The sequence below is a fragment of the Streptomyces sp. NPDC046866 genome, assembly GCF_040704625.1.
Classification (GTDB): Bacteria; Actinomycetota; Actinomycetes; order Streptomycetales; family Streptomycetaceae; genus Streptomyces.
Genome location: NZ_JBEYXN010000029.1, coordinates 48,897 through 69,567, shown reverse-complemented (window position 1 = coordinate 69,567; position 20,671 = coordinate 48,897). Strand labels below are relative to the sequence as shown.

Below are 20,671 nucleotides of genomic sequence, written 5' to 3'. Positions count from 1 at the left end.
CCCCTCCCGGTGCACCGGCCACTACACCCCGGGGGCCCCTGTGCGGTGAGGGAGGCGGCGAAGACGGGCGGCGGGAGGTCGCGGCTGGGACGGCCTTCTCCCACGGTGCCTCGGGGATGGCCGGGACCCAGTCGGCTGAGGCAGGCACGAGCGTGCAGGGCCACCTCACGGGGGACGTGGCGTAGTCCGTCGGTCGCAAGCCACCGGCGTCACAGGGCGCACTGGTCGGTGGGGCTTCAGCCGGCCAGTCCGTCCGCCGGGCCGCTTTCGACCTGGTAGATCTTGGTCCAGGTGTCGCCACACCGGCAGGAGTAGGTCTCGACCAGTTCACCGGCCGCTGAGACGTCCATGCCGTCCTGAAGACGGACGTGCACGTGCTCGCCCATGACGGATCCTTTCCTGCGGAGACGGGGTCGGCTCAGTGTGTGCGGCGGCGGTGCCCGCCGCAACGCCCTTCCGATAGGTGGACAAACGGCCCTGCCCCAGCGGGCAGCGGGGCCGTGCCGTGCCCATGGGGAGGCCGTGTGACTCAGCGCAGTGAAGTCGTCGGGTGTCCCGCGTGCGGGCGTCGTAACAGGGTGCGGCAGGCGCCGCCGTACGTCCTGGTCGACCTATGGGCCGCGTGGTGCGGGCCCTGCCGCATGGTCAGTCCCGCCCTGGAGCAGGTCGCCACGGAAATGGCGGGCCGCATCGAACCCGTCACGGTCGACATCGACCGCAGCCCCCAGCTCAGGGCCCGCTTCGCCATCCAGGCCGTCCCCACCCTTCTGATCCTCGACCGCGGAAAGGTCGTCGCCCGGACCATGCCCACAAGGCAATCAGCAACAGATGCCTGGCCTGCCCACATGGCGGTCCTGGCGCGCCCCGCCGCCCTTTGTCCGGGTCAACCGGTGATTTCGATGCGGCGGGGCTTCGCCGTCTGCGTTCTGGGGATGTGCACGGTGAGCACCCCGTGGGCCAGTTCCGCGCTGATGTGCTCGGCGTCAGCGTCGGCAGGCAGGCGCATCCGGTAGTCGAACTGTCCGATCCTGCGGGTCTGCTGCCGAAGGACACCGACACGCTCCTTCTCCTTGACCTCCCCGTGGACGGCGAGCTCCGAGTCGAGAACCTCGATGGTGATCTGATCCCTGTGCAGGCCTGGCAGATCGAGCTCGATCACGTAGGAGTCATCGGTCTCCTCGACGTCGCCCGCCGGCTCCCAGGGATGCTCGGGCACCAGCCCACCGCCTCCGGGAACGGCCGCCGCCCACAGCCGGCCCATGCGGTCGGTGAGGTCCTGGAACTCCCGGAGAAGGTCCCGCCGAGTTGAGCCCTCACGGTGAGCAGGAACTGTCATGGCCGATCACCCTCTCTTCAGGCTGCTCGTCCGACAGCGAACCGCTGCAGTGCTTCTCTCTCTCGATTATCCAAAGTCCCTCGTGCCACGCCAGAAGGTGCGAAAGGAGGCGTCCGCGAGGGCGGACCCGCTGCCTCCAACAACATCCGGGCGACCAGTTCGGGAGCATCGGCCCCTCGGGACGGGGCCTTGGTTGGACCTGGGTGGACTCTGGCTCATACCGCCAGACCGAGCCCGCTCCACACGCCGGACATTGAGCAACCCCCGAGGAAGCGGAGCAGCAAGCGAGATCTGCTTCGTGCCCGCGTGCCCGCCCGCCGGTTGCGGCTTTGGCGGGGCGGTGACCGGCGCCTGGCCGGCGACGGTGACTTCCTGCTCGTCGCCCAGTCGGCTGTTCGGTTCACCCGGACGCGCAAGCTGCGCGCCGGGCGGGCCCACGCAGGCCGCGGTAAACAGGTCGGGAGCGTGCCGGGGCCCTGCAGTTCTGCGCGCTGCCCGCTTCATGACTGCCATCAGGGGATTCGTATGGCCACGGTGACCGAAGAGCCGATCGCGCCCGTGCCGACGCCCGGGAGAACCCCGGGCCAGGTGGTGGTCTCATGGATCACGACGACCGACCACAAGAAGATCGGGCACCTCTATCTGATCGCGTCGTTCGCCTTCTTCGTCATCGGAGGCGTGCTGGCCCTGCTCTTGCGGGCGGAGCTGGCGCGGCCGGGGATGCAGATCGTCTCCAACGAGCAGTACAACCAGATCTTCACCCTGCACGGCACGATCATGCTGCTGCTGTTCGCGACGCCGACGTTCGCCGGGTTCGCCAACGCGATCATGCCACTGCAGATCGGTGCCCCGGACGTGGCCTTCCCCCGGCTGAACATGCTGTCGTTCTGGCTGTTCCTCTTCGGCGGCATCATCGTGGTGACCGGTGTGTTCACCACACAGGGAACCGCGGACTTCGGCTGGACCGCGTACACGCCGCTCAGCGGTGGCGAGCGCACGCCCTACGCGGGCGCCGACATGTGGATCATGGGGCTCGCGTTTGCCGGCTTCGGCACCATCCTGGGTGCGGTCAACTTCGTCACCACGATCATCTGTATGCGTTCGCCCGGCATGACGATGTTCCGGATGCCGATCTTCACCTGGAACGTCCTGCTGACCTCGGTGCTGGTCCTGTTCGCGTTCCCCGTCCTTGCGGCGGCGCTGCTCGCGCTGGAGGCGGACCGGAAGTTCGGCGCCCACGTCTTCGACCCGGCCAACGGCGGGCCGATCCTGTGGCAGCACTTGTTCTGGTTCTTCGGGCATCCCGAGGTCTACATCATTGCGCTGCCGTTCTTCGGCATCATCACCGAGGTCATCCCGGTCTTCTCCCGCAAACCCATCTTCGGCTACATGGGCCTGATCGCGGCGACCGTCTCGATCGCGGGCCTGTCGCTGACGGTGTGGGCGCACCACATGTTCGCCACGCAGGCGGTCCTGCTGCCCTTCTTCTCGTTCATGACGTTCCTGATCGCGGTCCCGACCGGGGTGAAGTTCTTCAACTGGATCGGCACGATGTGGAGGGGCTCGCTCTCCTTCGAGACGCCGATGCTGTGGTCCATCGGATTCCTGGTGACCTTCCTCTTCGGCGGCCTGACCGGCATCATCCTGGCCTCACCGCCCATGGACTTCCACGTCACCGACTCCTACTTCGTCGTCGCGCACTTCCACTACGTCGTCTTCGGAACCGTCGTCTTCGCCATGTTCGCCGGGTTCTACTTCTGGTGGCCGAAGATGACCGGCACGATGCTCGACGAACGCATCGGCAAGATCCACTTCTGGAACCTGTTCATCGGCTTCCACCTCACCTTCCTCGTCCAGCACTGGCTGGGCGCCGAGGGCATGCCCCGCCGCTACGCCGACTACCTCGCAGCCGACGGATTCACCGCCCTCAACACCCTCTCCACCATCGGAGCGTTCCTGCTGGGAGCCTCGACGCTTCCCTTCTTCTACAACGTGTGGAAGACAGCCAAATTCGCTCCGCGCGTCACCGTCGACGACCCCTGGGGATACGGACGCTCGCTGGAGTGGGCCACCTCCTGCCCGCCACCGCGCCACAACTTCGTCACCCTCCCCCGGGTGCGCTCGGAGTCACCTGCTTTCGACCTCCACTTCCCGGAAATCGCCGCGCTGGACTATCGAGGCGACCAAAAACGGGACGCCATCGACCAGGACCGCGCCTCGGCACCCCGCGGATCCGCTCCTGGCCAGGGCACCGACACCACCCCCTAGCGGGGCGAGCCCCTGATGGGAAAGGACCCACACGAGACAGCAGCCGGCCTGGCCCGGCTCGAGGGCTACCTCATGAGCCAGTCAGCCCTCCGGGAAGCCGACCAGGCAGGCGAGACCTTCGCCCGCGGCCTGAGCTGGCTCGGCCTCCAAGAACAAGAGGAAATCGCCACCCGCTTCGCCCAACACCACCTGCGGCTGCGCCGGCAGGCGCTGCGCGCCGTCGTCGAGCGCTCCGAAGAACTCAGAACCGAGTACAGCCGGCGCTACACCACCCTGCGCACGCGCCTGATCGGAACCTGCCTCACGCTCTGCGCGCTCTGCATCGCCGCAGCCATCCTCCTCGCGACGGCCTGACAGGCAACGGACGGCCCTCGCCCACGGGCGACGAAGGGTCCAAGCGCGCATCAACGCTCCGCTGCAGCTGCCGGCGGATCAGTGAGCGGCTTTGGGCTGATGCGGTCGCAAAGACCAGGGCGGAGGCTTGAGGTATGCCCCCACGCCCACCCGTGATCGTCTATCCACCCTCGCCCACGGGCGGCCGGCGGGTGCGCGTGGACGGACAGATCCTCGGGCTGGCACACAGCCTGACCGACATCGTCGACCTGCTGCGGCGGGCAGGCCTGGAGTTGTCGGAGTACGAGGCGGCGCGGTCCGCCTTGATCGAATGGAGGGGCGGCGGCCCGTACGTGTGGGTCAGGCCACCCCCATAACAGGCCTCAGCGGAACGCCGCGCGCCGCGGGTGGTGAGAAGACCTCAGGCTTCGCTTCGGGCCGCCGACCTCTCCCGCCCTCACCGGCACGTGGAGCAGCTCCGTGGTCGCAGAGTGGCCCGAGGGCGGGCGCATGAACCGCCTGGTCCCCCGGCCTGACGCCAGCCGAGGGCTCAGGAGAAGCCGTCGTGGCGTCGGCAGCGTGCTCGCGTGCGGTGCTCTTGTCATACCCCATCGGTAACGTTGCGATCATGACTTTGGACCAGGGCCTGAACGGCCACATCGGTACGGGGCCGGTACTCACGCGCGGTGGCGAGGCCGAGGCCTGCGCCGATCCCAGTGCTGTGATGACGCTTTTCGCCGATTCGGCGCAGACCGGGGGTGCGTTCACGAGCTACCGCTCGACCTTCCTCGAGGGCGCGACCGGCGCGCCTGCGCACTTCCACACGCGCGCCTGGGAGTTGTTCTTCGTGCTGAGCGGCTCGCTCCAGGTGTTGCTCGGTGAGGAAGTGACCATCCTGCACCAGGGTGACTTCCTCGCCGTGCCGCCGGGCACCCCGCACGCCTTCCGCGCCGCCCCGGGCTCGGGCGCCGACGTCCTGTGCGTCTTCACACCGGGCATGGACCGCTTCGACTACCTGCGCCTGCTGGGGCAGGTCACCCGCGGTGAGGAGCCCGCGAGCCGGCTCGCCGAGACGTCGGAGCGCTTCGACAACCACTACGTCGACAGCCCGGTCTGGCGCGCGACCCTGGAGGCGTCGGAGTGATCACCCCGGACACCCGCATCCGGATCGCCCGCCCCTCCCGGAACCTTGTGGCCGCTGAGCGCTTCTACGTCGAGGGGCTCGGGCTCGACGTCCTGTGGCGCACAACCGAGCGTGTCTCCGGCGAGCATGATCTGGTGATGCTCGGACTCCCGGGCGGCTCCTGGCATTTCGAGCTGACCCACGACCCCGAGCGGCCACTGGAGCCCACGCCGACGGTAGACGACCTCTTCGTCCTCTATCTCGGTGCCCCGGTCGACGATGCCCTCGTCGACCGCCTCCTCGCCGCAGGCGGCACCCGGGCCACGGCGCACAACCCCTACTGGGACGAGTACGGCGTCACCGTTGCCGATCCTGACGGCTACCGCCTGGTGCTTTGCACGCGTTCCTGGAGTGCCTGAAGTCTGCTGGACCGGCAACGCCACTACCGTGTCCTCGCCGACCTGGAAGACGCCGCGGGCGTCCTGCCCGACCTCGCCCCCGGCGTGCTGATGGAGGGCGAGGGCATCGGACGGCGGCTCCGGCAGCGGAGGCAGTCGGCCCGCACGGACCGCCAGTCCATGAGGGGGCACGCATGACCGGCAGTAGCGCCAGGTCCTGGGCTGAGTACGATCCGCTGATCGTTCGGCAGATGACCGTTTCGCGCCGGACACGACGGGGAGACGCTCAACAGGCCACCGGAGCACCGAGGCTCCGCCTGGCGGGCCGGTGGCGGCTCCACCGTGCATCTGATTCGGGTGAACGGCCCGCGGAGGCGTGCCGGAGCCACGGCTCCGTCATCAGCGAATTTCGGGGTTGAGGCCCTGCGTCTCGTCTCTCTCACCGCCGTGCCGCGGCGTGCCGCGGTACCGAAGGAGACATCATGAGAGCAGCGGTATATGAAGGGCCGCGAACGGTCGTGGTGAAGGACGTACCGGACGCGAAGATCGAACATCCCTGCGACATCCTCGTCAAGATCACCACCACCAACATCTGCGGTTCGGACCTGCACATGTACGAGGGCCGCACCTCGTTCGAGTCCGGCCGCACCCTGGGACACGAGAACATGGGCCAGGTCGTGGAGGTCGGCTCGGCCGTGCGGAAGGTCCAGGTCGGCGACTACGTGGTCCTGCCCTTCAACATCGCCTGCGGCTTCTGCAAGCAGTGCGAGCAGGGTCTGACCAACTACTGCCTGACCATGCAGCCGGAACCGGCCCTTGCCGGAGCTGCTTACGGCTTCGCCGACATGGGCCCCTACCAGGGCGGCCAGGCAGAGCTGCTGCGGGTGCCCTACGGCGACTTCAACGCGCTGCGCCTGGGCGAGGACGCCGCCGAGCGCCAAACGGATTACGTGATGCTCGCCGACATCTTCCCCACCGGCTATCACGCCACCGAAATGGCCCACGTCAAGCCGGGTGACCAGACCATCGTCTTCGGGGCCGGGCCCGTCGGGCTGATGGCGGCCTACTCCGCCGTACTCAAAGGCGCCGGCCGCGTCTGGGTGGCCGACCACCAGCCCGACCGGCTGCTCAAGGCTGAGGAGATCGGGGCCATCCCGATCAATACCGCCGAGCAGGACCCGGCGGAGGTCGTCAAGGAAGCCACCCTCGGTCTGGGCGCCGACAACGGGTGTGAGTGCGTCGGCTACCAGGCACACGACCACCAGGGAGTCGAGGACGCCGGCCTCACGCTCAATGGGCTGATCGACTCGGTCAGGTTCACGGGCGGCATCGGCGTGGTCGGCGTCTTCCTGCCCCAGGACCCCGGCGGCGAAGAGGCCCAGGGCGAGCTGGAGGCACAGGGCAAGGTGCCGCTCGACTTCGGGATGATGTGGTTCAAGGGCCAGCACATGGGGACCGGCCAGGCGCCCGTGAAGAAGTACAACCGGGCGCTGAGGGACCTGATCGCCGGCGAGAAGGCGACGCCGAGCTTCATCGTCTCCCACGAGCTCAGCCTGGACGAGGCCCCCACCGCCTACGAGCACTTCGACGTCCGTGACGAGGGCTGGACGAAGGTGGTGCTGCATCCAGACGGCCACGGCAACGGCCACAAGCCGTAAGGAGAGAACCGGACTTCAGCCGCTCCAGCACGACACCGTCGGCGACCTTCACCCACAGGGGTGTAGGCCGCGGCGGCCAAGCAGGCCTTAAGCCGTGAGCACAGGCCCGGCTTGGCCACGATGCTCACGATATGGGCGCGGACCGTGCGTTCGGTGATGACGAGGCCTCGGCGATCTCGCCGTTGGTTGGGCCGTCGGCGAGGAGGAGAAAGACCTCCTGCTCGCAGGTGGTGAGCGTGGCGAGGGCGGTCACCCCTGTCGTACGCCAGGGGCAGGGATCTGGCGGTGCTGTCCCTGGGGACTGGTGAGCCGCGGGCTCGGTTCGTGGGGTGTGCCGGACGGGGGACACCTGGTCAGTGGCGTGCCGGTCCGGTGCCGGTGTCGCGTGCGGTCAGGGCGTGTCCTCGCGCGACCGGGACTTGGCGACCCAGTAGGCGCCCTGGACGATCAGGGCGATGCCGGCCAGCTGCGGCCCGTGCCTCAGGAGCGTGTCGTCGCCCGCCATCGGGAGCAGGCCCCAGGTGGTGATGACCACGAGGACGAATCCGAGGACACCGGCTGCGCTGCCTGCCGCGCGAGGTAGAACGCGGGCGACCGGTGCGACTGGCCAGGTTCCGGTGCATTCGTGATCATATCTGATGGGACTGGCCGGCAGCGGCGCCGGCCTGGACGTCCGGGAGGGCGCGCTCGCGCCGCCTCCTCAGGAACGCCGCTACGGGAGGCGGATGTGCACGACGCAGGTGTCGTCGCGTCTGGCCGACAGGCTGTGCAGGGGTGAGAGCAGGACGCCGAGCGGGTCCGCCGCCCCGGGGGTGCACACCTCCGCCGCGGTCCGGGCGAGGCGGGCGAAGCCCTCGTCGAGGTGTTCGGTGGGCCTCTCCATCAGCCCGTCCGTGTAGAGCAGGATCTGGTCGCCCGGGCGCAGGCGGGAGCGGGCTTCGGTGAAGCGGGGCCGGGCGTTGGCCCCCAGCAGGACGCCGGCCGGCCGGTCCAGGTACCGGGCCCGGCCGTCCCGGATCAGCAGCGGCGGGGGGTGGCCCGCCTGTGCCCAGGTGAGGCACTGTTCGGCGGGGTCGTACACAGCCATGATCATGGTCGCCGTCCCGAACCGGGCGTCACCGGTGTGCAGCAGCAGCGTGTTCAACCGGTGGAGCACCTCCACCAGCGGACTGCCGGTGATGACCATGCCCTTCGCGCTGAACCGCAGCTGGGCCATCGTGGCCACGGCGTCCAGACCGTGCCCCGCCACGTCGCCGACGACGAACAGGGCGCTGCCGTCGGGCAGTTCGATGGCGCTGTACCAGTCCCCGCCGACGTTGACGCCGTCCGCGGCGGGCTCGTACGCCACCTCCACGTGCAGTCCGGCCAACCGCAGCGACTGCTCCGGGATCGGCAGCAGGGCGTGCTGCAGGCGGGAGGCCAGGGCGCGCTCGGCCTGCAGGAGGCCGTGCTGGTGCGCCCTCTCCCGCTCGGAGCGCAGCAGTTCCTCCTCGGCCTGCTGCTGGCGCGTGAGGTCCTGGAAGAGGCCGTGTACCTCCACCGGCGTCCCCGTCGCGTCGACGACGGCCTCGGCGACGATGCGGACGTGGCGGACGCCCGCGGGGGTGGCGACGCTGACCCGGCGGTCGAGCGGCACCGCGTGGTGCAGCAGGTCCCGGACGGCCCGGCCGGCCTCGGGTCTGTCCTCCGGGACGAGGTGTTCCGGCAGGTCCTCCCAGGCTATCGGCCCCTCGGACGGGTCCCGTCGGAACACCGTGTACACCTGGTCCGACCATTCGGCGGCCCCCGTGGCCGGATCCCACTGGCCCCAGCCGAGGTTTCCCAGCCGCTGCATGTCCGCCAGGCGCAGCTCCTCGCGGTCTCCCGTGTCGTGGCGCTCCCAGGAGACCACGAGCCGCCGGCCCATGCGGACGGCCCGGACGGAGAAGGTGGACAGGCGCGGGGTGCCGGCGGCGACCTCCTCGTACCGGAAGGGGTCGCCCTCGTAGACGGTGCCGTTCTCCAGGGCGTCCAGATAGCCGTGCCACAGGGCCGTTCCGACGACGGTCGGATAGTTCTCCGCGATGCGGACGCCGATCAGCTCCTTGCCCCGGCGGCCCGAGACGTCGAGGGCGCCGGGAGAGGCCGCGTCCACGCGGAAGTCCTCCACCCCTCCCCCCGGGCCGAGCAGGGGCGTGAGCACGATCACCGAGCCGGACAGCGCGTCGAGCATCCGCTGCGCGGCGCAGAGGTCCTCGTCGGTCGGGGACGCGGGCGTCGGCAGGCCGCTCAACGCCGCGCCGCACAGCTGCACCGCGTGGTGCAGGAGGTCGCGCGTGGCCGGGTCGAACGGCTCGGGACGGGCCCGGAAGAACCCCACGGCGGCGGTGGTGTCCCGTGGGGCCGGGAAGGGGAGCCAGGCGCGCGTCGGCCACCTCTCCGGCTCGCCGATCAGGGTGTACTGCCCGGCGTCCCGGCCGTGGGCCTCCAGCCACACCGGCAGCCCGGTCTCCAGGGCCCGCAGCGGCGCCACGGAGACTCCGGGGGGCACGTGCCGCCACTGCCCGGCCAGCTCGGGTCCGAGCCCGGCGCTGGCCCACAGGTCCACGCCGCCGCCCGCCGCGGCCGCATAGATCACCACGCAGTCCACCCCGGTCGCCGGCCCGAGGCGGTCGCGCAGCCCCGCGGCCACACCCTGGGCGGAGCGGGCCAGCGCCAGGGTCCGGGCCAGACCGGGGGGAACGACGCGCCCGGCGCCGGAGCGCCGCACCGGTTCCGGCTGCGCGCCGGCCACGGCCGGCGGCACGCCCTCACGGGACGCGGGCTCCTCGCGGGCGGGGCCGGCGCAGGCCGGTGCCGGGACGCGGGCCGTCCCGGGAGCCTCGTCCAGCACGGCCCAGCACTCTTCCAGGAGCCCGTGCCCGTGCCGGTGCGCGGCGGCCGCGAGCTCTGCGTGAGCGCGGTCGGCCGAGAGCCCCGCGGAGCCCATCAGCAGGCCCTTCGCCCTCTCCACCACGGCGGCCTCGGCCGCGTCGCACTTCGCGCGGGCAAGCTCGTCCCGCAACCTGGCCACCACCTTGGCCAGAGCCAGCTTCGCGTCCGGGCAGTCGGACTTCTCGGGCGGGCGGGTCATGGTCCGAGCATCGCACGGGAAGGGCCCCCGGACGGTACCTCTTCACGTCCTCGTCACCGTGCGCTGCGCCGCATCGCGCCGAGCCCCCTTCGCCCCGGGCCCGGCCGGCGAAGGCCCATGTGATTGCGGCGGGCGTTCCGGGGTAGCCGACCCGGGCGCGGCCGCGTCGACCGTCTCGTCAAGGTTCGGTGGTTTTCCTGATCCTTTCAGGGGTGGGGTAGCCTCCTGGGCGGTACGTGCCTGCGTCACGCACCTGCGATGCGGTGGCCGGACGATGTGCGGCGACGGGTGCGATCGGGGTGCCGGCAGCGGGCCCGGCGTTCTACGGAAGGCGACGTTCGATGGCTGGCTCAACCCTGCCCGAAGGCTCGCGGGCGCAGGCCGGGCCGGAGCCCGGGGCCGCACAGGTCGGCGAGCCGGAGCTCAGACTGCTGCTGGCCGGCCTGACGGCCGTACGGGACGGCGACTTCGGCACCCGTCTGCCCGGCGATGCCGACGGCCTCCTGGGCGAGATCGCCACGGTCTTCAACGGCATGGTCGACCAACTGTCCCGGTTCACCTCGGAGCTGACCCGCGTCGCCCGCGAGGTCGGAACCGAGGGCAGGCTCGGCGGCCAGGCGCAGGTCCCGGGCGTCTCGGGTACGTGGGAGGACCTCACCGACTCGGTCAACGCGATGGCCGGCAATCTGACCACGCAGGTCCGCGACATCGCCCAGGTCGCCACCGCGGTGGCCAAGGGCGACCTCTCCCAGAAGATCACCGTGGACGCCCGCGGCGAGATCCTGGAGCTGAAGAACACCGTCAACACGATGGTGGACCAGCTGAGTGCGTTCGCCGGCGAGGTGACCCGGGTGGCCCGGGAGGTCGGCACCGAGGGGATCCTCGGGGGCCAGGCCGACGTCAAGGGCGTCTCGGGCACCTGGCGCGACCTGACCGACTCCGTCAACTTCATGGCGGGCAACCTGACCAGCCAGGTCCGCGCGATCGCGCAGGTCGCCACGGCCGTTGCCGAGGGCGACCTCTCGCAGAAGATCACCGTCACCGCGCGCGGCGAGATCCTCGAACTCAAGGACACCATCAACACGATGGTGGACCAGCTCAGCTCGTTCGCCGGCGAGGTGACCCGGGTGGCCCGGGAAGTCGGCACCGAGGGCCGGCTCGGCGGCCAGGCCGACGTACGCGACGTCTCGGGCACCTGGCGCGACCTCACCGAGTCCGTGAACGTCATGGCCGACAACCTCACGGCGCAGGTCCGCTCGATCGCCGAGGTCACCACGGCCGTCGCCCAGGGCGACCTGACGCAGAAGATCCGGGTCGACGCGCGCGGCGAGATCCTGGAGCTGAAGGAGACCATCAACACGATGGTCGACCAGCTCTCCGCCTTCGCCGACGAGGTCACCCGCGTCGCGCGCGAGGTGGGCACCGCCGGCAACCTCGGCGGCCAGGCCACGGTACGGGGCGTATCGGGCACCTGGAAGGACCTCACCGACAACGTCAACGTCATGGCGTCCAACCTCACCGGGCAGGTCCGCTCCATCGCCCAGGTGGCCACCGCCGTCGCCCGCGGCGACCTCTCGCAGAAGATCACCGTCGAGGCGAAGGGCGAGGTCGCGCAGCTCGCCGGAGTCATCAACACGATGGTGGACACCCTGTCGGCGTTCGCCGACGAGGTGACGCGCGTGGCCCGCGAGGTCGGCACCGAGGGCATCCTCGGCGGTCAGGCCAGGGTCCCCAACGTGGCGGGCACCTGGAAGGACCTCACCGACAACGTCAACTTCATGGCGCACAACCTGACCAGCCAGGTGCGCAACATCGCCCAGGTCACGACGGCGGTGGCCAACGGCGACCTCACCCGCAAGATCGACGTGGACGCCCGCGGCGAGATCCTGGAGCTCAAGACCACCATCAACACGATGGTCGACCAGCTGAGTTCCTTCGCCGCCGAGGTCACCCGCGTCGCCCGGGAGGTCGGCAGCGAAGGCAGGCTCGGCGGCCAGGCCGAGGTGGAGGGCGTCTCCGGCACCTGGAAGCGGCTGACCGAGAACGTCAACGAGCTCGCCGGCAACCTCACCCGGCAGGTCCGGGCCATCGCGGAGGTCACCAGCGCCGTCGCCGAGGGCGATCTCACCCGGTCGATCACGGTCGACGCCTCCGGCGAGGTCGCCGACCTCAAGGACAACATCAACTTCATGGTGGAGTCCCTGCGCGAGACCACCCGCGCCAACGAGGAGCAGGACTGGCTCAAGACCAACCTGGCCCGCATCTCGGCCCTCACCCAGGGGCGGCGGGACCTCGCCGTCGTCGCCGACTCCATCATGGACGAGCTCACGCCGCTGGTGTCGGCCCTGTGCGGTGCCTTCTACCTGGCGGAGGACACGCCCGAGGGCACCGTGCTCCAGCTCGTCGCCTCCTACGCCTTCCCCGAGGGCGCCCGCCCGACCCGCTTCCGGCTGGGCCAGTCCTTCGTGGGCCAGGCGGCCCGCAGCAAGACCCCCATCGCCGTCGACTCCCTCCCGCCGGACTACCTCGCCGTCTCCTCCGGTCTGGGCCGCACCGAGGCGCTCCACCTGATCGTGCTGCCGATCGTCGTGGAGGAGCAGGTGCTCGGCGTCATCGAGCTGGCGTCGGTGCGCCCGTTCACCCAGGTCCACCGCGACTTCCTGCACCAGCTGACGGACGTGATCGGCGTCAACCTGAACACGATCATCGCCAACGCCCGCACGGACGAACTGCTCGGCGAGTCCCAGCGCCTGACCGCGGAGCTCCAGGCCCGGTCCAAGGAACTGCAGGCCCGCCAGGAGGAGCTCCAGGCCTCCAACGCCGAGCTGGAGGACAAGGCCGAGCTGCTCGCCGCCCAGAACCGCGACATCGAGACCAAGAACCTCGAGATCGAGCAGGCCCGCCAGGAGCTGGAGGCGCGGGCCCACCAGCTCTCGCTCGCCTCGAAGTACAAGTCCGAGTTCCTGGCCAACATGAGCCACGAGCTGCGCACCCCGCTCAACAGCCTGCTGATCCTGGCCCAGCTGCTCGCCCAGAACCCCACCCGCAACCTGACCACCAAGCAGGTCGAGTACGCCGGCATCATCCACTCCGCCGGCTCGGACCTGCTCCAGCTGATCAACGACATCCTCGACCTGTCCAAGGTGGAGGCCGGCAAGATGGACCTCAACCCGCAGCCCGTCCCGCTGGGCCGGCTGCTGGACGACATCGAGGCCACCTTCCGCCCGATGACCAGCCAGAAGAGCCTTTCGTTCACCGTGCGCACGTCCCCGGACGTGCCGGACGAGCTGCTCACCGACGACTACCGGCTCCGCCAGATCCTGCGCAACCTGCTCTCCAACGCGGTGAAGTTCACCGAGCGCGGCAGCGTCGAGCTGAGCATCGAGCCCGCGGCCGAAGAACACCTGCCCGAGGTCGTCCGCCGGTCCGGGCCCGTGCTGGCCTTCCGGGTGACCGACACCGGCATCGGCATCGCGCCGCAGCACCTGGAGACCGTCTTCGGCGCCTTCCAGCAGGCCGACGGCACCACCAGCCGCAAGTACGGGGGCACCGGCCTCGGCCTGTCCATCAGCCGGGAGATCGCCTTCCTGCTCGGTGGCGCCATCACCGCGGAGAGCACCCTCGGCGAGGGCAGCACCTTCACGTTCTACCTGCCCGTGACCCGCCCCGAGTCCGCCGACCGGACCGCCACCGCCCCCCGCGAGCCGGCGGAGGCCGGCCCCGGCGGGCCGGCCGGCCCGGCGCAGGGCCGCACGCCGGCCGAGACCGCCCGGCAACCCGCCGCGCAGACCCGCCGCCTCCTCGTCGTCGAGGGCCGCCCCCAGGGCCTGCTGTCACTGGTGGCGGAGAACGCCGTGACGGAACTGCCCCGCCACGCGGACGCGGCAGGCCGGCGAGACGTGGAGCTGATCACCGCCGTCGGCGCCCACGAGGCCGCCGCGAGCCTGGCCACCAGCCCCTGCCACTGCGTCGTCCTCGAACTCGACCTGCCCGACGGCACGGCCCGGACCCTCCTGGAGGAGATGGAACGCGACCCCGCCCTGCAGGCCGTTCCGGTACTCGTCCACAGCGGCCGCGGCATCGCCGCCGAGGAAGAACTGCTCCTGCAGGAACGCAACGGCACCCGGCCGGTGGAACTCCTCACCAGCCTGGACGAACTGCGCGAACGCATCGCCCTGCACATGAGCGCCGACCGTCCCGGCGACCTCGTACCGCTGGTGCGCCGGCCGGAGGCCGCAACCCCGTGGGAACCTGGCGACGCCTCGCCGCTCAGCGGCCGCACCGCGCTCGTCGTCGACGACGACGACCGCAACCTGTACGCCATCACCGGCATCCTCGAACTGCACGGCATGCGCGTCCTGCAGGCGGAGAACGGACGGGCCGCCCTCGACGCCCTTGCCGTCCACACCGGGATCGACGTCATCCTGATGGACGTGATGATGCCGGAGATGGACGGCTACACGGCGACCGCGGCCATCCGCGCGATGCCCGAACACGCCCACCTCCCCATCATCGCGGTCACCGCCAAGGCGATGGTCGGCGACCGCGAGAAGAGCCTCGCCTCGGGCGCCAGCGACTACATCACCAAGCCGGTCGACGCCGGCGACCTGATCGGGCGGATCCAGCGCCACCTGGCCCCGTGACCGGAGGGCCGGCCGCGACCCACCCGAAGACCCCGAGGAGCTGAAGAGTGCGCCACCCCCACGAGCCGCCCGGCACGGACGTCCGGGCCCGGCCTGCGGACGCGCCCGCCGCACTCCGCCTCGGGGCGCAGCGGGACGGCGACCGCGCGGCGCTCCGGCGGACGGAGGGCGGCACCGACGGCCGGACCACCGCGGTGGGCCGCCTCGCGTCCACCGTCGAACGGCTCCGGCGTGAACTGGAGCAGGCCCACGCGGACGCCGCGGGCCGGGCCCTGGTCGAAATGGCCGTCGGCGTGCTCGTGGAGCGGCTGCGCTGCGGGCCCACGGAGGCCTCCGCCCAGCTCTCCACCCTCGCCCAACAGGCCGGGGTGCCCGTCCTCGAACTGGCCGCCGACCTCGTCAACCAGGCCGCCGCCGACACCATCTCCGACGCCGCCCGGGACTTCGTCACCGCCCACGCGGCCCCGGCCGCCGAGTCGGTGGGCCTGCGGCTGCGCAACGCCGAGGCGCACACCCTCGTGGCGGGCGACACCGAAGCGGCGGCCCGATCGATGCTCGACCACGCGCTGCGCCCCCTCGGCGCGGTCGCCGTGGCGGTCTGGGCCGCCCACCCCGACCAGTCCCTCTCGCTGGCCGGCAGCGCCGGGTTCAGCGACCAGGAGGCCCGCCGCTGGCGCCACGTGCCGCCCGGAGTGTCCACCCCCGCCCGCCGCGCCCTCGACGAACGGGCCGCGGTCGGGTACGCCACGCTGACCGAGGCGGCCCTGCCCTCGATCGGCCAGCACGAGATCGCGGGCGGCCGGCTGGCCGTGCCCGCTGGCGTCGGCGGTCGGCTGACCGGCGTGCTGGAGATCTGCTGGCGGGACGAACTGCCGGCCCGCTCCCAGCCGCTGGAGCGGCAGTTCGAGGCCTTGGCGGAGCTGGCCGCCGCGACCCTGGAGACCTGGGCCGACTGCGGCGCGCCCACCCCGGACGCGGCGGACGCGCAACTGGAGGGCCTGCGCCAGCTCGCCGACGGACTGGCCGACCCGTGCCTCATCCTGCACCTCGCCCCGGATGCCGACGAACTGCCGCTGCAGTTCACCATCGGGCACGTCAACCCGGCGTTCGTCGACTTCGCGGGGCGCCCCGGCAGCGCCGTCCTCGGGGCGCGCCTGCTGGAGGCCTACCCCCTCGCGGCGGAGTCCGGCGGGCTCCTGGAGAAGGTCGAGCACGTCTTCGTCACCGGCGAGCCGTTCCGTACGGCCAACATGACCCTCAGCGCCATGGTCGACGGGGTTCCGCTACAGGCCCGGGCCCAGGTGAGCATCAGCCGGCACGGCGGCTACCTCGTGGTGGTCTGGCGCCTGGACGACGGCACGCCCCGCGTGGCGCGGCTCCTGCAGCACGCCCAGCGCCTGGGCCGCATCGGCGGTTTCGAGGAGAACCTGCTGACCCGGCAGATCGGCTGGAACGAGACGATCTACGAGCTGCACGGCCTGCCCCTCTCGGCCCGGCCGGTCCCGCTCGACGAGCTCGCCGACCACGCCCACCCCGACGACCGGCCCGCCATCGGCCGGTTCCTGCGCACCCTCCTGCACCACCGCCGGCCGGCGTCCACCGCCTTCCGCCTGCAGCGCCCCGACGGCGTCGCCCGCCACATCCGCGTCGTCGCCGAACCCGTGTACGACGCGGAGGGCCGCCTGGGCCTCGTACGCGGCGCCTACCAGGACATCTCGGCCCAGCACTGGACGGAAGTCGCCCTGGCGGCCACCCGAGACCAGCTCGCGCAGACCGAGCAGCAGGCCGCCGAGCGCAGCCGCCTCGTCCTGCAGCTCCAGCACGCCATCATGCCGCCGGCGCGGGGCCCCCAGGACCTGCACGACCTCCACGTCGCGGTCCGCTACCGCCCCGCGGAGAAGGACCACCTCGTCGGCGGCGACTGGTACGACACGCTCAGCCTGCCGTCCGGCGGGGTCCTGCTGTGCGTCGGCGACGTCGCCGGCCACGGCATCGAAGCGGCGACCGGGATGGTCGCCCTGCGCAACGCGCTGCGCGGCCTCGCCGCCACCGGGGCCGGGCCGGCGCAACTGCTGACCTGGCTCAACAGCGTCACCCACCACCTGACGGAGAGCCTGACCGCCACCGCCGCGTGCGGCATCTACGATCCGGCCACGCGCCGGCTGCGCTGGGCCCGCGCCGGGCACCCGCCGCCCGTCCTGCTGCGCGACGGCCGTGCCGAGACCCTTCCGCAGATCGGCGGGATCCTCCTGGGCGTGCTGGACCAGGCCGACTACGAGGAGGACGAGGTGCACCTGCAGCCGGGGGACACCCTCGTGATGTACACGGACGGCCTGATCGAGCGCCGCGACCAGTCCCTGGCGACCTCGCTGACCAACCTCCTGGCCCTCACCGAGCAGGCCGTGGCCGACCCCGGCGGCACCCCCGGCAGCCTGGAGGCCCACCTGGACCACCTGCTGCGCTACAGCGCCTCCGACACCGACGACGACACGTGCCTGGTCGGGGTGTCCGTACGCGCCGCGGACGACCGGGACGCGCCCCGCGGGGAGCCGTCCGAGGCCGGGCGGACGGCACTTGGACCGCCCGGCTCCGCTGCGTAGAGTCGCCGAGGCCCCGTTGTGAAGGAGAAGGACACGAGCATGCGCCCCGAAAACGATCAGGAGACCGCGGAGCAGCCCGACGCGCCGCTCGCGGGGGTGGCGGTCGAAGTGCGCCGCACGGAGGCGGGGGCGGCCGTGTGCTCGGTGGCCGGCGACCTCGACATCGAGATGATGGAGCCCGCCGAACGGGTCCTGGCCGCGCTCGTGGACCAGCGCCCGCCCCTGCTCGTCGTCGCCCTGGAAGAGGTCGGCTTCTGCGATTCCTCCGGCCTGAACCTGCTGCTGCGCACCAGGGCGTCGGCCGAGGCCGCCGGTGTGGGCTTCCGGCTGGCGGCCGTGCCTCCGGCCGTGATGCGCGTGCTGGAACTGACCGGCGCCGAGTCCGTCTTCTCCCTCCACCCGACGGTCGAGGAGGCCCTCGCGGTGTGAGCCGCCCGGGTGAAACCGGTCTGCCCCGGCCGGCCGCGCGCGCCCGGGCTCGGAACCGGTGGCCGACGCCGTGGTGCACGCCGGGGTCCGCCGGCCCCCTCGCCGGACGCCTCGCACGCCCGTCTGGGGATCAGAGTCGGCGAGGGGCCTGACCGGGGGCGGGGCCCGCCCGTCCGGTCGGCCGGCTCACGGCTCCCGTGGCGCTCCGATGCGCAGGCGCTCGACGCCGATCTCCGCCCAGACCACCTTGCCGTGCTCGTGCGCTTCTGCCCCCCAGCGGTCGGCGAGCCGGCGCACGATGTGCAGGCCGTACCCGCCGGGGATCCCGGGGCGGGGTGCCGGCAGCAGCCGTGGCAGGTCGGTGAGCCCGTCGTACACCTCGATGCGGAGGACGTCCCCGGCACCCACCAGGAGTTCGTGGCAGCCGCCCGCGTGCAGACTGGCGTTGGTGACGAGTTCGGACACGACGAGGAGCGCGTCCTCGGCCGTGGCGTTCGCCCCCCATCCCCAGTCGTCGAGCGCCTCACGGGCGAACTCCCGGCCTCGCGCGACCGGCCCCCGCACACCGCGCAGCGCGAGCCGGCGCCGCTGACGCAGCGCCCGGCCCCCAGCGTCCGGTGCGGGCTCGCCGGTATCCGGTCCGATGGTCTGCACAGCCGCCTCTCGCTCCGTCCTCGGCCTCGACGTTCCTGGTGCGCACGTACCCGTGGTCGCGCCGTCGGATGCGACCGGACCCCCGGCCCGGCGCGCCGCCCGGTCGCGGCGCGCTCCGGCGGGGCCCCCGCCCCTCTCCTGCCCGGTTCCGGTCGGCTCGCCCCTCCGGCGCTCCCGCCGGCTCCCGCGCCGCCGGGCCGGTGGTGTCCGTTGAGCCGGTACGTGTGGCGACGACTCTACAGGGGCGAGCGCGTGCACGGGCGGCCACGCAGAGCACACGCCCCGCTGCGCAGGCCCGGGCCCGCTGCGGCAGCGCACCCGGCCGCCTGCCGGAAGAGGTGTGCGTCAATCCGCCGAACCTGGGCAGGCGAGCGCCATGACAGTGATCCCCTACCGGGCACGCGTACCGCGGGGCCCGCCCCGCCGCGGCCCGGGCACGGCAACTCCACTGCGTGACGGCGTTGTCGGAGAACGCGCCCGCCCCCCAGCAGCACGACCCGACCGGCACAGACCCGCGTCGGCCGCCCGAACCCGTCCGCTACCGGGCCCTCGCGCCCAGGGAGATGGTCAGACATGGTCCCTCTGCTCCTCGTACTCCTGCTCGCCCTCATCCTCTTCGGCGCCGGCTTCGCCGTGAAGGTGCTCTGGTGGGTGGCCCTGGCCGTGCTCGTGCTCTGGCTGCTGGGCTTCGTCGCCCGCCCCGCGGGCAGCAACGGCCGCTGGTACCGCTGGTAGCGGCGGCTACCGGGGCGACTCGCATCGCGGCTTGCGACCGGCCCCTCCCCCTCCCCGCCCCCGCCGGGCGGGGCGCCCGGCGGGCCGCTGGCGGGGTCCACGGCCGTTTGCGGTCAGGAGAAGACGCCGATCAGGAGTTGGATGGTGAACAGGGCCACCATGCAGAAGCCGACGGCGGCGAGGAGCCATTGGGCTGCGCCGCGGGGGCTGTCGAAGCGGGTGAAGTAGCCGCCGATGCCGGCGAGGCCGAGGAGGGCGCCGCACCAGAAGACCGGGCCGTCGTGCCACTTCGCCAGTACGGCGATGGCGGCCAGCAGGAGGGCCAGTGCCGTCAGTTGGCCGCGTGTGGTGATGAAATGTGTTTTGTCCCCCGAGTGACTCATGGCCGCATCCTAGCCGGGCCTTCTGCTCCCCCGGTCCCGGGGCAGGACCTGGTCACCGTCGTACGGCCGTGCGGATCAGCCCGGCCAGGGTGAGGGAGCGGCTGTGCGGGGGCCAGGCGATGTGGGTCACGACGGGAGGTGCGTCGGCCACGGGGACTGCCGCGTGCTCGGCCCACAGCCAGGAGCGGGCCGAGTCCGGGACGATCGCCATGGTGCGTCCGAGGGCGATCAGCTGGGCCAGTTGTGTCTGGTTGTGGATCTCGGGGCCAGGACCGGGTGCGTAGGCGCCGCGGGTGGGCCAGCGGGCGAGCGGCAGGCCCGGGACGTCCCTGACCTCGGCCAGGGAGAGGGTCTCGCGGGCGGCGAGGGGGTGCCCGGCAGGCAGGAGGGCGATCTGCCCCTCGGTCGCCAGGGCCTCGCTGTCGAACCCGGCGAGGGAGTCCCACGGCGTGTGCATGAGCGCGACATCGGCGCGTCCGTCCCGCAGCAGTTCTGCCTGCTCGCCGATGCCGCACGGCAGCACCTCGACCTCGGCGCCGTCGGGCTCGGCGGCGTAGGCGTCGAGAAGCTTGCGCAGCAGTTCATGGGACGCGGCGGCCTTCACCGCGAGGACCAGCCGGTTGCGGGAGCCGCCGGGGCTGTCGGCACCGGCGGCGCGCCGGGTGCGGCGAGCGGCGGCGGCGGTCGCGTCGAGGGCCGCCCGGCCCTCGTGCAGCAGCACCTCTCCGGCACCGGTCAGCCGGACACCGCGGCGGTTGCGCTGCAGCAGGCAGACCCCGAGGCGCCGTTCGAGCTGCTGGATCGCCCGCGACAGTGGCGGCTGGGCCATGCCGAGGCGCTCGGCGGCGCGCCCGAAGTGCAGTTCCTCGGCGACGGCCACGAAGTACCTCAACTCGCGGGTTTCCACAGTATCCATGGCCGCAGCGTACGCGGTGATACCCGGTGGGTATGACAGGGCACCATATCGGTGTTGGCCGAGCGATTCGTGCAAGGGCCACC

General features: G+C 71.8%; 17 protein-coding genes and 1 pseudogene. 11 read left to right on the top strand and 7 right to left on the bottom strand.

The genetic code is table 11. From position 1 onward, the window contains the following. Positions 1–236: 236 nt before the first annotated feature. Positions 237–386, bottom strand: a complete 150-nt coding sequence (locus tag AB0953_RS30690; protein ID WP_366862840.1) for a hypothetical protein — start codon at positions 384–386, stop codon at positions 237–239. Positions 387–578: 192 nt separating this feature from the next. Between AB0953_RS30690 and AB0953_RS30685 the strand changes: the two genes are divergently transcribed. Next, positions 579–1,013 (top strand): thioredoxin domain-containing protein, encoded by a 435-nt coding sequence (locus AB0953_RS30685; protein WP_366862862.1) that lies wholly within the window; start codon positions 579–581, stop codon positions 1,011–1,013. Here the strand turns inward: AB0953_RS30685 and AB0953_RS30680 are convergent. Further along, positions 902–1,261 (bottom strand): annotated as a pseudogene (locus tag AB0953_RS30680) (Hsp20/alpha crystallin family protein); the annotation flags it as partial. The gene AB0953_RS30685 and the pseudogene AB0953_RS30680 sit on opposite strands and share 112 nt — an antisense overlap. Positions 1,262–1,861: 600 nt before the next feature. On the opposite strand from AB0953_RS30680, the gene ctaD reads away from it, so the two are divergent. From ctaD to AB0953_RS30650, 6 genes are all read left to right on the top strand, one after another. Further along, complete coding sequence (ctaD, locus tag AB0953_RS30675; protein WP_366862839.1) at positions 1,862–3,604, top strand: cytochrome c oxidase subunit I; 1,743 nt, start codon at positions 1,862–1,864, stop codon at positions 3,602–3,604. Between the two features lie 72 nt (positions 3,605–3,676). Next, entirely contained in the window at positions 3,677–3,958 is a 282-nt protein-coding gene (locus AB0953_RS30670; protein WP_366862838.1) for a hypothetical protein, read from the top strand. Between the two features lie 134 nt (positions 3,959–4,092). Next, a complete protein-coding gene (locus AB0953_RS30665) occupies positions 4,093–4,314 on the top strand; it encodes a hypothetical protein (RefSeq protein ID WP_366862837.1) in 222 nt (73 codons plus the stop codon). A gap of 251 nt (positions 4,315–4,565) precedes the next feature. After that, a complete protein-coding gene (locus AB0953_RS30660; protein ID WP_366862836.1) occupies positions 4,566–5,081 on the top strand; it encodes a cupin domain-containing protein in 516 nt (171 codons plus the stop codon). Further along, on the top strand, positions 5,078–5,479 hold the full coding sequence (locus AB0953_RS30655; protein ID WP_366862835.1) for a VOC family protein: 402 nt from the start codon (positions 5,078–5,080) through the stop codon (positions 5,477–5,479). The genes AB0953_RS30660 and AB0953_RS30655 overlap by 4 nt, the downstream gene beginning before the upstream one ends. 461 nt (positions 5,480–5,940) lie before the next feature. Next, entirely contained in the window at positions 5,941–7,116 is a 1,176-nt protein-coding gene (locus AB0953_RS30650) for a glutathione-independent formaldehyde dehydrogenase (protein ID WP_366862834.1), read from the top strand. Between the two features lie 391 nt (positions 7,117–7,507). Here AB0953_RS30650 and AB0953_RS30645 read toward each other — a convergent pair whose 3' ends face one another. Together AB0953_RS30645 and AB0953_RS30640 are read right to left on the bottom strand one after the other, a co-directional pair. Beyond that, complete coding sequence (locus AB0953_RS30645) at positions 7,508–7,651, bottom strand: hypothetical protein (protein WP_366862833.1); 144 nt, start codon at positions 7,649–7,651, stop codon at positions 7,508–7,510. A gap of 177 nt (positions 7,652–7,828) precedes the next feature. Further along, positions 7,829–10,228 (bottom strand): SpoIIE family protein phosphatase, encoded by a 2,400-nt coding sequence (locus tag AB0953_RS30640; protein ID WP_366862832.1) that lies wholly within the window; start codon positions 10,226–10,228, stop codon positions 7,829–7,831. 341 nt (positions 10,229–10,569) lie between these two features. On the opposite strand from AB0953_RS30640, the gene AB0953_RS30635 reads away from it, so the two are divergent. Genes AB0953_RS30635 through AB0953_RS30625 form a run of 3 tightly spaced genes read left to right on the top strand, consistent with a single transcriptional unit; the run spans position 10,570 to position 17,900 of the window. Next, the gene (locus AB0953_RS30635) at positions 10,570–14,871 is read left to right on the top strand and encodes a HAMP domain-containing protein (protein WP_366862831.1); all 4,302 of its coding nucleotides are present in this window, start codon (positions 10,570–10,572) and stop codon (positions 14,869–14,871) included. Between the two features lie 47 nt (positions 14,872–14,918). Beyond that, the gene (locus tag AB0953_RS30630; RefSeq protein WP_366862830.1) at positions 14,919–17,471 is read left to right on the top strand and encodes a SpoIIE family protein phosphatase; all 2,553 of its coding nucleotides are present in this window, start codon (positions 14,919–14,921) and stop codon (positions 17,469–17,471) included. A 39-nt stretch (positions 17,472–17,510) separates the two neighbouring features. Next, positions 17,511–17,900, top strand: a complete 390-nt coding sequence (locus tag AB0953_RS30625; protein ID WP_366862829.1) for an STAS domain-containing protein — start codon at positions 17,511–17,513, stop codon at positions 17,898–17,900. Positions 17,901–18,086: 186 nt separating this feature from the next. On the opposite strand, the gene AB0953_RS30620 is transcribed toward AB0953_RS30625, so the two are convergent. Next, on the bottom strand, positions 18,087–18,545 hold the full coding sequence (locus AB0953_RS30620; RefSeq protein WP_366862861.1) for an ATP-binding protein: 459 nt from the start codon (positions 18,543–18,545) through the stop codon (positions 18,087–18,089). A 582-nt stretch (positions 18,546–19,127) separates the two neighbouring features. Here AB0953_RS30620 and AB0953_RS30615 point away from each other — a divergent pair. Then, positions 19,128–19,289, top strand: a complete 162-nt coding sequence (locus AB0953_RS30615) for a hydrophobic protein (protein WP_366862828.1) — start codon at positions 19,128–19,130, stop codon at positions 19,287–19,289. Positions 19,290–19,402: 113 nt separating this feature from the next. Here AB0953_RS30615 and AB0953_RS30610 read toward each other — a convergent pair whose 3' ends face one another. Together AB0953_RS30610 and AB0953_RS30605 are read right to left on the bottom strand one after the other, a co-directional pair. Then, positions 19,403–19,672: a hypothetical protein gene (locus AB0953_RS30610; protein WP_366862827.1), complete on the bottom strand. Its 270-nt coding sequence runs from the start codon at positions 19,670–19,672 to the stop codon at positions 19,403–19,405. A 52-nt stretch (positions 19,673–19,724) separates the two neighbouring features. Further along, positions 19,725–20,588 (bottom strand): LysR family transcriptional regulator, encoded by an 864-nt coding sequence (locus AB0953_RS30605; RefSeq protein WP_366862826.1) that lies wholly within the window; start codon positions 20,586–20,588, stop codon positions 19,725–19,727. Between the last annotated feature and the right edge of the window lie 83 nt (positions 20,589–20,671).